Below are 14,683 nucleotides of genomic sequence, written 5' to 3'. Positions count from 1 at the left end.
TCACCCCGTTGGAGCCGCCCTTGATCGTCGCCGTGTAGGTCGTGCCCGCGGCCAGGTCAGCATCCGGGTTCAACGTCGCCACGTTGTCCGTGCTGCTGTACGTCACAGCGGCCGGAAGGGGCTTCGGCGGCGTCGTCTCGGCCTGCAAGATGAACGTGTCCGACGTGATCGTCGAGGCGTCCATTGCCTCCGAGAACGTTCCCGTCACATCCGCCGTCACCGCCACACCGGTAGCACCATCAGTCGGAGACGTAGCCGTCACGGTCGGAGCCGTCGTATCACCGCCGCCTGCGGGAGCCGTGGTGAAGGTCCAGGTCCTGTCCGTTGCCAGCGCGTTGCCGGCAGCATCCTCCACCCCGCCGGAGCCGCCCTTGATCGTCGCCGTGTACGTTGTATCCGCCGCCAGATCCGTGCTCGGGTTCAGCGTCGCAGTCCTGTCTGTGCTGCTATACGTCACCGCGGCCGGCACCGTCGTCGTCCCCGCCGTCAGCGTGAACGTGGTCTCTGTGATGGTCGTGGCGTCCATTGCCTCCGAGAACGATCCCGTCACATCCGCCGTCGCCGCGACGCCCGTCGCACCATCAGTCGGAGACGTACCCGTCACGGTCGGAGCCGTCGTATCACCACCACCGCCGCCGGTGGGGTCGTTATAGTGCCAGTACCGGCTTGTGGCGTTCACATCGGCGAGCACCAGCAGACCGCTGTTGGCCGTGCCCCACGCCGCACTGTTGAGGTTCTGCTTCGTCGACGTCACGTTGTGCACATACTGGTCGGCGTCCACGATACGAGCCGTCTTCGCGGTGGTGAAGTTGATGTCGCTCAGCGGCGTGGACTTCTCGTAGATCGCACCCCCCGAGCTAGTGCAGACACCAGCGTTCGTCGTGCCACTCGGCTTCGGATAGGTAGCGAAGGTACGCAGCCTCTCCGCGCTCTCATCAATCAAGACGATCACCCGGTTCGGGCACTCCGACCCATTCGCGATCGTGTGCGCCGACCACGTCGTACCACTCAATTCCAGCAACTGGATCAGCGGCTCGGACGCCGCCGTGAACGACGTCTTGATAGCGGCGAACACCCGATCACCCGAGGAGTCCAGCCACTTCAGGTTCATGTGGTCGTCACTGCTGCGCTGTCCCTTCACCGCCGCCACAGGAGTGCTCCAGGCAGTGTTGGACGCTCCATCGACGTGATAGCTCCAGTACATGCCATCGGTGGAGTCGCCGACTTGCCGGCTCCACATGACACCCATCTTGTCGGGTCCAAACGCGATCACAGCCGACGTGTCGTCCACAGACACATTGCTCAACGACGCAGGATGCGGGAACGGCGTCCCCCACGTCTTGCCATCCGTGCCAGTGACGTTCAGATAGATCCGGTTCCCCTGCTGCCACGTGGCCCACACTCGACCAGTCGAGTCCTTGTCGATGACCAGGGTCTCAACGCGGTAGTTGTTGATGTTTGTAGAACTCAGCAGCGAGTACGTCTTCTTACTCGAGTCGTAGCTGTAACGCCGCATCGTCGTCGGGAAGTTCGGCTCAGCCGGCAGACCGTCGTTGACGAACCGATAGCTCGCCACGTGCAAGGTCGTCCCGTCCCACAACACGTCATGATGAGTGTTCGCCCGCGGGTCCGTCGCTAGACCGGTACTGGCCCACGAGCTCGACGAGGCATTGAACCGGAAGATTTCGAATCTCGAGCTGGCAGTGTCCCACAGGTTCCCCCACCAGATCCCGTCGTTGAACCACAGCGCACTCGTCGCCCGCTTCGTACCCGTCGGCGTCCCCGTCCCCGAATGCGACGGACCCTCGACCCCGACATCACCCGCAGCAGCCGATGCCGCACCAGCCGGCACTGCCAGAAGGCCCACCGCAAGCAGCAGCGCTGTCAGCAGTGCGTGGAGCCGCAGATTCCGCGACCCGCGGAGACGAGAACCAGCCGAGCGACCAGCTCCACCACGCCCACCGATGTGAGCAAATGCATAGTCCAGCAACGTTCCTCCAGGAGTTGACGCTTGATTCAGGAGAGCTGCACCAGCGCTCATCGGAGGGGTTCGCAACCCCCAACCGAGAACGTGTAGGAGATGATTCTGCGCGTGACAACGAGCCTATCGTCGGCCGGCTGGGCATACACCAGTAGTGACTACTCGTAAACACCACTGGTGGGTACTTGCTTTTTCGCGTGACGTTGGCCTTGTCGGCCGGGCCCGCAGTGGTAGGCATGGTCGGAAAGCAGCTGAGAGGTGGCCCAGGAAGTGGGGCCGTGGGGCACGACGTGCAGGGCATGCACGCGCCAGCCCTGGCTCGACCCATCGAGGCCAAGGAGGAGATCGCAGCGGGAACACGACAGAGGTGTTCATGGGCGCAGCAGTGCACCCCCGTAGCGCTGGACACGTCGAGGTCCTCGGGAACGATCAGGCAATTGCCCTTTCTGATCCTCGGGGACCTCGACCCCTGCCCCCGCTCATCACGCCTTAAACTGGCGTCCTCTCACGTAGCCCGCCGTCGTGAAGACAAGGACAGCGACCACTGCACCTGCCTGGCTGAGTCCTTCGCGCTTGCCTCCCACGATCCAATGGCCTATTCCGGAGAATATGGCACGTGGCAAGACGCGTCTCACGTAGCGGCGCTCCGACCCCAGGGCCCTCTTGTGGCCCACGAGCTGGCTGACGTGGGCCTTGGAAATCCCTTCGGACCAAGCGCGCGCCAACATGTACCTGAACGTGCCCCTGGCTGCGGGCACAAAGTGGCGAACCACTGCAGCAGGCTCATAGACGACGCGTGAACCCGGAGTGCCTATGGTCGACCGAATGCAGATCTCCGTCTCTTCGCAGCCGAGGGGCACTGAGCCCAGTCGGCCAAGCCCAACGTTGAAGCCGCCGACCTGCAGGAGAACGTCACGGCGAAATGACATGTTTGCGCCAATGACATTCCGCACCTCAGATGCGACCCTCGGCAGTCCGCGGTGGGTGCAGCCCACGATCCAATCCAGTTCCTCCCTGAAGTATGCGGGGCGGCCAGCCTCCCATACCGGTTCCACCCGACCACCGACGGCCAACACATCGGGGTCGTCATAAAATGCGGTGAGGCGTTCAAGCCAATCGGGCGCCGCTTCTGCATCGTCGTCGAGAAAAGCCACGACATCAGAGGTCGCCAATCCGACTCCGGTGTTTCGGGCTCCGGAAAGCCCTCGGGGACCTGAGTTCTCCACAATGGTTACGTCCCGAACAGCCTCGATGAGTCGCTTGTACAGGTCAGGATTGTGGTCGACCACAATGAGGATCTGCTGCGGGCGGTACGTTTGTGCCTGGACGGAGCCAATGACGTTGATCAGCAGGTCCCAGCGCGCCATGGTGTAGGAACAAATGACCACGGAAACCGTCGGAGGTTCAGCGACAGGTGGCATTCTACATTCCGTCCTTCATTGAGAGCACGCTATGCGGGTCGGTGGGTGTCCGGGGGAATCGGACGTTCGGATACGTGTACTTGACGTGGCGAAGGGATTCGGGGCGCGCGCCGGCGGTGGGAGCCTCCCAGGAGGTGCACTCCCGTGCGAGTGTGTGCAGCACCCTCCAACCGTCGCGGAAAGTCCGCAGATTCGAGTCGCCCGAGATACGGCCGAGCTCGATACTGGGGACCTCCGCAATGCGCAAGCCGGCCCTGGCCGCGCGGACAATCAATTCGGTCTCAATTTCAAATCCATCCGATTTCAGTTCAAGGACTTCGAGGCATTCCCTGCGGAACGCAATGTAGCCGTAGCAGAGATCGGAATAGTTGCTGTGAAGCACGGTGTTGGCGAGTTGCGTGAGCGTCCGGTTGCCGACGTTGCGCAGCCAGGTCAGGTCTTCGGAGCCGCCACCCGTGACGTATCGCGAGCCCTTGACGAAGTCATAGTCATGCTGGAGCGGAGCGACGAACCATCCGATTTCACGTGGGTCCATGCTTCCATCCGCATCCAGCATGACGATGATGTCGCCCGTTGCTGCGGCGAATCCCGCCCTGACTGCTACGCCTTTCCCCTTCTTGGGTTCGGCGACAATCACGACGTCGAGGCGAAGGGACCGCGCGACATCGACGGTAAGGTCGGTGGAACGTCCGTCCACGATGATGACTTCGTCAACATACGATGGCATGCGGCGCAGAACCCAAGGGAGATTCATAGCCTCGTTCAACGTAGGAATAACAACGCTCACTGACGCCAGGGACGGAACTTCCTGCTGAGGGAGGGAGAATGGAATTTGGTTGGCAATAGACACAAGCTTCACCACTTCATGTCATTGCGGGCCTCCCCGACAACCCGCCATAGCTGCGAACAATAAAGAGCAGTGTCGGAGACTAAACATGTTGTGTGTCCGAAACCAAACACGTTTGTCTCTAACCCTGCCCCTGCAGTTGAGCGTAAGATCCGGTGGAGCGGAGTGTCACGAGTACCTAATACGCGTTGTCTCCGTACGCTCCCCGGGCCAGTACTGCCAGGTTCCCCGGGCCAGTACTCGCCGATCCACCATGGAGATACTTGGAGGAACGGCGGGGCCACGTGAAAGATATGCCGCGCCATGGTGCTGGCCCTTCGACGTGGCCGATTCCGGAACGTGCCCGACGCAGATCTCTGGACTTGGCAGATCTCTGTACGTGCGGCCACCGATGCACGATTGCCTACCTGAGCCCGCCGAGCACGACCGACGGGGTGGGACCCGTCCGCAGCCACGCCGTCGCCCCCGGCGCCATCGTCAACGCGCCGGGGGCGGGATCTTCTGCGCCACGTCGGTCACTGTTCGGCCCTCCGCAGGACGCCGTCCTCCTCGGCGTAGGCGGAGCCGGTCACGGGGCAGCGCCAGCCGTCCCCGTCCGGCACGAGGCGGTGACCGGCCTCGCCGACCCAGCCGATCTGCCGCGCGGGGACGCCGGCGACCAGCGCGTAGTCGGGGACGTCGCGCACGACGACGGCTCCCGCGCCGACGCAGGCCCACCGGCCGATCCGCACGGGGGCGACGCATACGGCGCGCGCGCCGATCGAGGCGCCGTCGGCGACCTGGACGCCGACGGCGGTCCAGTCGGCCGCAGTCTTGAGCCGGCCGTCGATCGTGGTCGCTCGGGGGTAGGTGTCGTTGCTCAGGACGGCGGCTGGGCCGATGAAAACGCCGTCGCCGAGCTCGGCTGGCTCGTAGACGAGCGCGTGGTTCTGGATCTTGCAACGCGTGCCGACCCGCACGCCGGGGCCGATGTAGGCGCTCCGCCCCACGATGCACTCGGATCCGAGCACGGCCCCCTCGCGTAACTGGGCGAGGTGCCAGACGCGCGTCCCGGGGCCCACCAGGTGGGGATCGGCGACGTCGGCCGTCTCGGCGATGAAGGTCTCGCTGAGGCCAGTGCTGTGGACCTCGGTGGACCCGAGGGTCCCGGTGGGCGTGTTGACCGGCTGCGGCATGGACGCTCCTGAAGCAGGGCGCCGGCACCTCCGGCGCTCATGCCACCACGCTCCAGCCTGGCCGTGGGCACGGACAAGCGGGTCCGCGGGAAACGAGTCCACCCGGGGACGAAGTCCAGTGGTTAGGACGCGGTCGACGGCGAGGGCCGAGTACCGCTGGCAGGACAGGGCAAGTAGTCGGGGAACTGCCGCGCGGCCCGGGCGCGTACTAGTCCCGAGGCGGCTGGAACACGTCGGGAACCCCGTCGCCGTCGGCATCGATCCGCTCAGCGGCCTCGACGCGCCGGTAATGCCGGTTGCGGGCCCGGAGCACGACGGTCGCGAGGAGCGCCGCCGTGAGGGACCCGGCGAGGATGGCGACCTTGGCATGCTCGTCGTGGGCGCTGCCGGGCCCGAAGCTCAGCTCGGCGATGAGCAGCGAGACGGTGAACCCGACCCCGGCCAGGAGCGAGAGGCCGAGCACGTCGATCCAGGAGAGGTCGGAGTCGAGGCCCGCGTGCCGGGTCTTGGTCACGAGCCACGTCGAGCCGAACACGCCGACCGTCTTGCCGGCGACGAGGGCCACGGCGATGCCCATCGCGACCGGGTCGGCGACGGCGGAGGCGAGGCCCTCGAATCCGCCGAGGGCGACCCCGGCGGAGAAGAAGGCGAACACGGGGACGGCGACGCCGGCCGAGAGCGGGCGGAGTGCATGCTCGAAGGTCTCAGCGAGCCCGGGGCCGGACTCCGGCCCGCCATCCCTGCGCCTCCGCAGGACCGGGACCATAAAGCCGAGGAGCACGCCGGCGACCGTCGCGTGGACGCCCGAGGCATGCACGAGCGCCCACGTGGCCACGCCGAGCGGCGCGAGCAGGTACCACGCGTGGAGGCGCTTCTGGACGAGCAGCGCGAAGAGCCCGAGCGGGACGAGGGCCAGGGCGAGGAAGCCCGGCTCGAGGCCCGAGGAGTAGAAGAACGCGATGATGCCGATCGCGATGAGGTCGTCCACGACGGCGAGCGTGAGCAGGAAGGTCCGCAGTGCGGCGGGCAGATGGGAGCTGATGACGGCGAGCACCGCGAGGGCGAACGCGATGTCCGTCGCCGTGGGGATTGCCCAGCCGCGCAGGCCGTCCGAGCCCGCGGCGACGTTGATGATGGTGTAGATGAGGGCCGGCACGGCGACGCCGCCGCAGGCCGCGACGATCGGCACGAGGGCCGTCGCGGGCCGGCGCAGGTCCCCGGCGACGAACTCGCGCTTGAGCTCGAGCCCGGCCACGAAGAAGAACAGGGCGAGCAGCCCGTCGGCCGCCCATGCGCCGATGCTCAGCTCGAGGTGCCAGGGTGCGTAGCCGATCCTGGTGTCGCGCAGGGCGAAGTAGCCCTCGCCGCCGGGGGAGTTGGCCCAGACGAGCGCCGCGGCGGTCGCGATGAGGAGGAGCGCGCCGCCCACGGTCTCCAAACGGAGGATCTCGGCGATGCGGCGGTACTCGAGGTAGCTCCCGCGGGCGAAGACACGGCGGGCGGAGGGCTGCGGGGAAGTGGGAGGGGGCGGCGTGTCGGCCATGGCGTGGCTCCTGGGCAGGGGACGTCAGGGACTCGCCGACCAGACTTCCCGGCACACCGTGGTCCACTCTACCCCGCCGGGACACGCCGTCGTCCGCCGGCCTCCGAACCGAAAGTCACGAAATGGTAAACTTGACGACCGATGCAGAAACTCCCTCTCGACCCACGCCAGGAACCAGAGGTGGCCGGCGGCACCGCGACGGCGATGCTCACCCGGACCGCGCCCATCCAGCAGGCTCCCCCGAGCGGGAGCAGCACGGCCCCGAGACTCGCCTCCCTCGACGGGCTCCGCGGCCTCGCGGCGCTCGTCGTCCTCGTGTGCCACACCCTCCTGACCGTCCCCCGCCTCGGCGAGCTCGCCTACCACTCTGGCAGGTCCATGCCGGGGACGTGGGAGTGGTGGCTGGTCGAGACCCCGCTGCACGTCGCGTGGGAGGGCACCGGGGCGGTCTACGTCTTCTTCGTGCTTTCGGGCTTCGTCCTCGCCCTGCCCTTCACGCGGCCGGCCGCGGCCGGCGGCGCTCCGCGCTGGCGCGACCCTCGCCTCTGGCGCTCGTACTACCCGAAGCGGCTCGCGCGGCTGTACCTCCCAGTGTGGGGCGCCGTCGCCCTCGCCGCGGCCGTGTGGGCGCTCGTGCCGCGGCCGAAGACCGGCAGCGGCTGGGTCGACGCGATGGGCGCGCCCGTGACGTGGGAGGGCATCGCCGGGGACGTGACCCTGCTGTTCACCGACGGACTCGTGGTCCCGCCGCTGTGGTCGCTGCGCTGGGAGATGTGGTTCTCCCTGCTCCTGCCGCTCTACCTCGTGCTCGGGCTCGCCCTGCCGGCGCGGCTGCGCGCCCCGCGCTGGGCCGTGTGGGCAGCGATGGGCGCTGTCATCGTGGGCGGCGGCTTCTCGCACGACGGCGTGCTGCGCGACCTGCCGCTGTTCCTGCTCGGCGTGCTCCTGGCCGCCCACCGCGAGCCGCTCGCCGCGTGGGCGGCCCGCCTCGGGGCCGGGGCCCGCGGCCAGGCGCGGTCCCGCTGGATCTGGCCGGGCCTCCTGGCGGTCGGCCTCACCGGCCTGTGGCTGCCGTGGCCCCTCGGCACGGACAGCCCCGCCGCGCATTGGTCCTGGTCGGCCGGCGCGGTGGCGCTCGTCGTCGTCGCCCTCCACTGGGGGCCGGCGGTGCGCGTCCTCTCGGGCAGGGCTGCGTCCTGGCTCGGCACCATCTCATTCAGCCTCTACCTGACCCACGAGCCGATCGTCGTCGCGGCCTACCACCTCGTGGGGCCGCCCGCGGCCGGCGGCGGCCTCGCGGCGCTGTGGGTCTCGATGCCGCTCGGCCTCGCGGCGTCCCTGGCGGTAGCTGCGGTGTTCCAGCGGATCGTGGAGCGCCCCAGCCACCGCGTCGCGCGGTGGCTGGGGCGCAGGTTCAGCTGACGAGTGTCCTGATCCCCACGATCGCGACCGCGACGCCGAGCGTCATCGAGATCGCGACGAGGAACAGGTGCACGGTCAGGAACCGGGTCGCCCGGCCCTGCTCGTCCCGGGCGCGCGGATCCTTCATGACGCGGCGCAGGAACTGAGGCCACACGACGAGGTTCCACACGCCGGCCACGATGAGCAGCCAGGACAGGGCGACGGGGAGCTGCATCAGCCGATCTGCCCGGACAGCCACGCGTCGGCCTGCTCGGCCTGGATGTTGAGCGCCTTGCCCACGAGGGGCTCGGCCGCGGAGGCGATCTTGCCGCCGAGCAGCGGCACGGACGAGCTCACGGTGCCGGAGAGCTCGATGCGGGTCGACGCGCCGTCGGCGGCGAGCCGCTGGATGGCGGCGACGTCCACCGGAGCGCCGGCGACCTTCACCGTGATGTCAGCCTGGCGGGAGCCATCCGCCTCGGGGGCGGTCCAGGCCTCGGTCTGGGTCACGTTGAGGTACTCGCCGACGACCTTGCGGGCGATCTCGGGGAGGCGCTGCGTCGGCACCTGGCGGACCACCGTCGCGGTGAACGCGCCGGCCACGTCGCCATCGACCGAGAACGACTCGAGGCGGCCGCCGACGAGCTCGCTCACGTGCCGCTGGAACGCCTCGTCCGTGAAGACGGCCGCGACGCGGTCGGCGGGGTGGTTCAGGGTGGTGCTGGCTTCGAGGGCCATGGGATCCTTCCGTCAGGAACTGGGGTTTTGGCGGGATGTCCGCACCGGCGCGGCGCGCTGGGGGGCGCCCGAGCCGAGACCCATCCTAGGGCTCCCGCGCGGTACCCCGCGCCGGCCCGGGGAGTCCATGACGCCGCGACCGGAGGCGGGCGACGGCGGCCACGGCGGCCGCCCCAAGCATCGTTCCGAGGGCGTTGGCGGCGATGTCCCAGAGCGAGGCCGTGCGTTCGGGCAGGAGCGCCAGCTGCGCAGCCTCGGCCGCCGCGGAGAAGCCCGCGCCGGCGAGCACGCCCGCCCACGCAGGGAACCCCAGGAGCACCGCGAACGCCCCGAACGGGACGAAGAAGGCCACGTTGGCGAGCCATTCGATCTGCACGTAGCCGATCCAGCGCGGCAGGCCCCCGGCGTGGAGCCACGCGATCGCATTCGCCAGATCCCCGGATGCGGGCCTGTCCACGGGATCCGGCCACAGCACGACGACGGCGACGCCCGCCAGGTACACGAGGGCAGGAGGCCACAGGGCGGAGCGCTTGTCCATCGGCTCCATGCTAGGGGCCTGCCGGCGCTATTCTGGGACAGCACCCGGCCCCTGTCCCAGAGTCCGGGCTTTCGTGCTGTTCGTGAGGAGTCATCGTGACCGTCGACGTGCTTCGCCCCGCCAGCCTCGAGGGCCTGCGCCAGGCCGTGGGGGAGGACGCGAGCATTGCGCGGCTGCGCGAGTACGCCTCCAAGCCCGCCGCCCGCCGCAGCCAGGACCTCCAGATCGCCGCGCCCGCGGGCCTGCGCCCGGTGATCCTCGCGGACGTGCTCGAGAACCTCCCCGAGGCCGGCGCCGTCGTGCTCGCCGTGACCGCGACGGGGCGCGAGGCCGAGGACCTCGTCTCCGCCCTCGGCGCCTACCTCGACCCCGGCTCCGTCGCCCTGTTCCCGAGCTGGGAGACGCTGCCGCACGAGCGGCTCTCCCCGCGCTCGGACACGGTGGGGCGCCGGCTCGCCGTCCTGCGCCGCCTCGCCCACCCCGGCGCGCAGCCGGACACGGACCGGGCCGGCGACGGCGCGGGCGCGGCTTCGGGCAGGCTCAGGGTCGTCGTCGCCCCCATCCGCGCCGTCCTCCAGCCGCTCGTCGCGGGCCTGGGCGACCTCGCCCCGGTCTCGCTCGCCGTCGGCCAGGACCGCTCGTTCGACGACGTCGTCCGCTCGCTCGCCGACGCGGCCTACGCGCGGGTGGACATGGTGACCCACCGTGGCGAGTTCGCCGTCCGCGGCGGCATCATCGACGTCTTCCCGCCCACGGAGGACCACCCCGCCCGCGTCGAGTTCTTCGGCGACGAGGTCGAGCAGATGCGCTGGTTCGCCGTCGCCGACCAGCGCTCGCTCACGGGCCCGAACGTGCACCACCCCACGTCCCTCTACGCCCCGCCGTGCCGCGAGCTGCTCATCACGCCCGCCGTCATGAGCCGCGCGGCAAAGCTCCGGGGGCGGCTGCCCGCGGCGGACGAGCTGCTCGAGAAGATCGCCGGCGGGATCGCCGTCGAGGGCATGGAGTCCCTCGCCCCGCTGCTCGTGGACCGCATGGTGCCGTTCATCGGCGAGCTGCCGGAAGGCTCCCTCGTGCTCCTCATGGAGCCGGAGAAGGTCCGCACGCGCGCCCACGACCTCGCCGCGACGAACGAGGAGTTCCTCGCCGCGGCCTGGGCCACGGCGTCCGACGGCGGCGCCGCGCCGCTGGACGTGAGCCTCGCCGCCGGGCCGGGGAGCGGTGCCGCGGGGACCGGGGAAGACCTGGAGCACATCGGCCGGCTCGAGGACGCGAGCTTCTCGACCCTCGCGGACACGCGGCACGAGGCGCAGGCCCGCGACGTCTCGTGGTGGTCGGTGACCTCCCTCGGCGTCGACGAGGAGACGGTGCTCGACGTCGACGCCGTCACGATCGCCGCGCGCGAGCCGCGCGGCTACCAGGGCGACGTGGCCGAGATGATGCAGTTCATCGGCGGCCGCGTCCGGGACGAGTGGCGCCTCGTCGTCGCGACCGACGGCCCCGGCCCCGCCCAGCGCCTCGCCGAGCTCTTCCACGACGCGGGCATCCCGTGCAGCCGCGTGGAGAGCCTCGAGCGCGAGCCGGAGCCGGGGATCATCGAGATCACGACGGCGCCGGCCGGCAAGGGCTTCGTGCTCGACGGGCTGCGCCTGGGCCTCCTGACCGAGGCCGACCTGCTCGGGCGGGCCAGCGCGTCGGGGACCCGCGACATGCGCAAGATGCCCTCCCGGCGGCGCAACGCCGTCGACCCCCTCTCGCTGCATGCGGGCGACTTCGTCGTCCACGAGCAGCATGGGATCGGGAAGTTCGTGGAGCTCGTGCAGAGGAAGATCGCAGGATCAAGCGACGGCGCCGCGCGCGAGTACCTCGTGCTCGAGTACGCCCCGAGCAAGCGAGGGGCCCCGGGGGACCGGCTCTTCGTCCCCACCGACCAGCTCGACCAGGTCACCCGGTACGTCGGCGGCGACACGCCGGCCCTGTCCAAGATGGGCGGCGCCGACTGGGCCGCGACGAAGTCGAAGGCGAAGAGGGCGGTCAAGGAGATCGCCGGCGAGCTCATCCGGCTGTACTCGGCCCGCATGGCCTCCCGCGGGCACGCCTTCGGGCCGGACACTCCCTGGCAGCGCGAGCTCGAGGAGGCCTTCCCGTACATCGAGACCCCGGACCAGCTCACGACCATCAACGAGGTCAAGGCGGACATGGAGCGCGAGGTGCCCATGGACCGGCTCGTCTCCGGCGACGTGGGCTACGGCAAGACCGAGATCGCCGTCCGGGCCGCGTTCAAGGCGGTCCAGGACGGCAAGCAGGCCGCCATCCTCGTGCCCACGACCCTGCTCGCACAGCAGCACTACGAGACCTTCTCCGAGCGCTTCTCCGGCTTCCCCGTGCGCGTTCGCGCCCTCTCGCGCTTCCAGGGCGCGAAGGAGGCCAAGGACACGCTCGACGGCGTGAAGAGCGGCGCGGTCGACGTCGTCATCGGCACGCACCGGATCCTGTCCAAGGAGGTCGAGTTCAAGGACCTCGGGCTCGTGATCATCGACGAGGAGCAGCGCTTCGGCGTCGAGCACAAGGAGGCGCTCAAGAAGATGCGCACGAACGTGGACGTCCTCGCGATGTCCGCGACGCCGATCCCGCGCACGCTCGAGATGTCCCTGACCGGCATCCGCGAGACGTCCACGCTCGCGACCCCGCCCGAGGAGCGGCACCCCGTCCTGACCTACGTGGGACCGTTCACGAACAAGCAGGTCTCGGCGGCGGTGCGGCGCGAGCTCATGCGCGAGGGGCAGGTGTTCTTCGTGCACAACCGGGTCTCCTCGATCGAGCGCATCGCGGCCCAGATCCGCGAGCTCGTGCCCGAGGCGCGTGTCGAGGTCGCGCACGGGCAGATGTCGGAGAGCCGGCTCGAGCAGATCATCGTGGACTTCTGGGAGAAGCGCTTCGACGTCCTCGTGTGCACGACCATCATCGAGACTGGCCTGGACATCTCGAACGCGAACACCCTCATCGTCGACGGCGCGGACAAGTACGGGCTCTCGCAGCTGCACCAGCTGCGCGGCCGCGTGGGCCGGGGGCGCGAGCGCGCCTACGCGTACTTCCTCTACCCGTCCGAGAAGCCGCTCGGCGAGGTCGCGCTCGAGCGGCTCAAGGCCGTCGCGTCGCACAGCGAGCTCGGCGCGGGCATGCAGCTGGCCATGAAGGACCTCGAGATCCGAGGCGCCGGCAACCTGCTCGGCGGCGAGCAGTCCGGGCACATCGCCGGGGTCGGGTTCGACCTCTACATCCGGCTCGTCGGCGAGGCCGTCGCGGACTTCCGCGGCGAGGGCGAGGAGAAGGCGGCCGAGATGAAGATCGAGCTGCCTGTCAACGCGCACCTGCCGCACGACTACGTCCCGGGGGAGCGGCTCCGGCTCGAGGCCTACCGCAAGCTGGCCGCAGCGACCGACGACGCCGGGATTGATGAGGTCATGGAGGAGCTCGAGGACCGCTATGGCGCCCCGCCGGCGCCCGTGCAGTATCTCGCCGCCGTGGCGCGCTTCCGTGTCCGGGCCCGCGCCGCCGGCCTGACCGACGTCGCCCTCCAGGGCAACATGGTGAAGTTCGCGCCCGCGGACCTGCCCGAGTCGAAGGTCATGCGGCTCACCAGGATGTACAAGGGGGCGCAGTTCAAGCCGGCGCTCAACGCGGTGCTCGTCCCGAAGCCCAAGTCCGCGCCGATCGGCGGCCGCGACCTCGTCGACGGCGAGATCCTCGCCTGGGCGGGCCAGGTCCTGGAGGCCATCTTCACCCCCTGACCTTTCGGGTGCACATCTCGACGCGTTCTCGACATTTCGGGTACGCATCCTGCCGAGGTTCGGCGTGCGGCCCGCAGCTCAGCGCCAGCCGTGCGCCGTGAGGGCCTCGACGACCTTGGCGACGATGTGCGCCTCGCCCCTCGCGAGGTCTTCCGCCGTGAGGACGACTTGCGCCCAACCAGCGGCCTGGGTCCTGCGGTTACGGTTCCGGTCCCGCGCCTGCTGTTCCGGATCGAGGTGATGCCCGCCGTCGTACTCGATGGCGACCCGGTAGCGCGCGTTGCCGAGGTCGACGTACAGCACCCCGCCCCACGGGTCCACGACCACGCAGTTCGGTGTGAAGGCCGGCAGCCCCGCGCGCTCGAGCATGAGGCGGATCCGCGACTCCTGCGGCGAATCCACGCCGACGGCGACCAGCTCGAGGACGACCCGCGCCCGCCCCAGCCCCGGGACGCGCCGCTTCCCGGTGACATAGGCCTTCAGGTCCGCGAGTTTCACGATGGCCGTGCGCGGGTGGAAGAGGCGCTCGTGCTCGGAGACGAGATAGTCTCCCGCGACGATGAGGTCGTCGAGGGTCAGGCTCCGGACGGCGCAGAGGTCGAGCCAGGTCCGGGCAGGGGTCGTGACCCGGGTCGCGTCGAGCATCATGACATCCTCGGGCGCGAGCCGGAACCTGTGCCCGCGCACCTCGAACCGCCGCGGTTGGCCGAGCCGCTCCTGCCCACCCGACCGGGCGAGGTCGATCTTCGACGTGTCCTGCGCGTGGGCCGGCAGCGGGATGCCGTGGAGCAGCGCGGCGCTGAGGTGACTCACGGACGTCGACGGGTGCAGCTGGGTGTGGGGGCGGCGCGCCCCAGGAGCGTCTCCCGGGCCTCGGCGGGCACACGGATCCCGCGGCTCGGGATGATGAGCCCGGGGCTGCGCAGCTCGCGCGCCGACAGGCCGGCGGCGAGCCCGTCGAGGACGGTGAACGAGGCGGTCGGGAGGTGATCCGTGGGGCGGGGGTCGTTCGTCACCCCTTCATTGAGCCACGGACGACGGCGGCACTCGCCGGACTATCCACAGGCACCAGATCTCGGGTACAGATAACGCCCGCGGCGGGTCTCTGGGCGAGGCCGCCGCGGGCGTCTGCTGTGTGGCATCCGCCCGAGCCCCGGGTGGGTCCTGCTCCCGAAACGCGGAATCCGTGTCCAGATGCGGACCCGGAAGTGGGGAAGGGCGTCGAGATATGTACCCGGGAAACGGGGG

The 14,683-nt window shown here is 69.5% G+C and carries 12 protein-coding genes; 2 read left to right on the top strand and 10 right to left on the bottom strand.

Annotation, left to right across the window (positions count from 1 at the left end):
• The 5 genes from BV907_RS11020 to nhaA form a co-directional block, all read right to left on the bottom strand.
• On the bottom strand, nt 1-1,576 hold a 1,576-nt coding region (locus BV907_RS11020), incomplete at its 3' end, for an Ig-like domain-containing domain (RefSeq protein WP_245827923.1).
• A gap of 887 nt (nt 1,577-2,463) precedes the next feature.
• Complete coding sequence (locus BV907_RS11015; protein ID WP_077489774.1) at nt 2,464-3,402, bottom strand: glycosyltransferase family 2 protein; 939 nt, start codon at nt 3,400-3,402, stop codon at nt 2,464-2,466.
• Between the two features lies 1 nt (nt 3,403).
• Nucleotides 3,404-4,261: a glycosyltransferase family 2 protein gene (locus BV907_RS11010; RefSeq protein WP_245827922.1), complete on the bottom strand. Its 858-nt coding sequence runs from the start codon at nt 4,259-4,261 to the stop codon at nt 3,404-3,406.
• Between the two features lie 503 nt (nt 4,262-4,764).
• Nucleotides 4,765-5,424 (bottom strand): acyltransferase, encoded by a 660-nt coding sequence (locus tag BV907_RS11005; RefSeq protein WP_077489773.1) that lies wholly within the window; start codon nt 5,422-5,424, stop codon nt 4,765-4,767.
• 208 nt (nt 5,425-5,632) lie between these two features.
• Entirely contained in the window at nt 5,633-6,967 is a 1,335-nt protein-coding gene (nhaA, locus tag BV907_RS11000; protein ID WP_077489772.1) for a Na+/H+ antiporter NhaA, read from the bottom strand.
• 141 nt (nt 6,968-7,108) lie between these two features.
• Between nhaA and BV907_RS10995 the strand changes: the two genes are divergently transcribed.
• Nucleotides 7,109-8,389 (top strand): acyltransferase family protein, encoded by a 1,281-nt coding sequence (locus tag BV907_RS10995; RefSeq protein WP_077489771.1) that lies wholly within the window; start codon nt 7,109-7,111, stop codon nt 8,387-8,389.
• On the opposite strand, the gene BV907_RS10990 is transcribed toward BV907_RS10995, so the two are convergent.
• From BV907_RS10990 to BV907_RS10980, 3 genes are all read right to left on the bottom strand, one after another.
• Nucleotides 8,382-8,603 carry an SCO4848 family membrane protein gene (locus BV907_RS10990; RefSeq protein ID WP_077489770.1) on the bottom strand — a complete coding sequence of 74 codons (222 nt, stop codon included), beginning with the start codon at nt 8,601-8,603 and terminating at the stop codon, nt 8,382-8,384. The two genes, BV907_RS10995 and BV907_RS10990, sit on opposite strands and share 8 nt — an antisense overlap.
• Nucleotides 8,603-9,106, bottom strand: coding sequence for a DUF2505 domain-containing protein (locus tag BV907_RS10985; RefSeq protein ID WP_077489769.1), 504 nt, complete (start codon nt 9,104-9,106; stop codon nt 8,603-8,605). Before BV907_RS10985 ends, BV907_RS10990 begins: the two co-directional genes overlap by 1 nt.
• Nucleotides 9,107-9,191: 85 nt before the next feature.
• A complete protein-coding gene (locus tag BV907_RS10980; RefSeq protein WP_245827921.1) occupies nt 9,192-9,644 on the bottom strand; it encodes a VanZ family protein in 453 nt (150 codons plus the stop codon).
• Between the two features lie 95 nt (nt 9,645-9,739).
• Here BV907_RS10980 and mfd point away from each other — a divergent pair, with 95 nt between their 5' ends.
• Nucleotides 9,740-13,435, top strand: a complete 3,696-nt coding sequence (gene mfd / locus BV907_RS10975) for a transcription-repair coupling factor (RefSeq protein ID WP_245827920.1) — start codon at nt 9,740-9,742, stop codon at nt 13,433-13,435.
• Between the two features lie 78 nt (nt 13,436-13,513).
• Here mfd and BV907_RS10970 read toward each other — a convergent pair whose 3' ends face one another.
• Nucleotides 13,514-14,248: an endonuclease domain-containing protein gene (locus tag BV907_RS10970; protein WP_245827919.1), complete on the bottom strand. Its 735-nt coding sequence runs from the start codon at nt 14,246-14,248 to the stop codon at nt 13,514-13,516.
• On the bottom strand, nt 14,245-14,451 hold the full coding sequence (locus BV907_RS10965) for a hypothetical protein (protein ID WP_077489766.1): 207 nt from the start codon (nt 14,449-14,451) through the stop codon (nt 14,245-14,247). The genes BV907_RS10970 and BV907_RS10965 overlap by 4 nt, the downstream gene beginning before the upstream one ends.
• Between the last annotated feature and the right edge of the window lie 232 nt (nt 14,452-14,683).

The sequence above is a fragment of the Sinomonas mesophila genome (assembly GCF_001999765.1).
GTDB classification, from domain to species: domain Bacteria; phylum Actinomycetota; class Actinomycetes; order Actinomycetales; family Micrococcaceae; genus Sinomonas; species Sinomonas mesophila.
The sequence above is the reverse complement of the archived record's forward strand: the minus strand, read 5'-3'. Positions and strand labels throughout refer to the sequence as shown.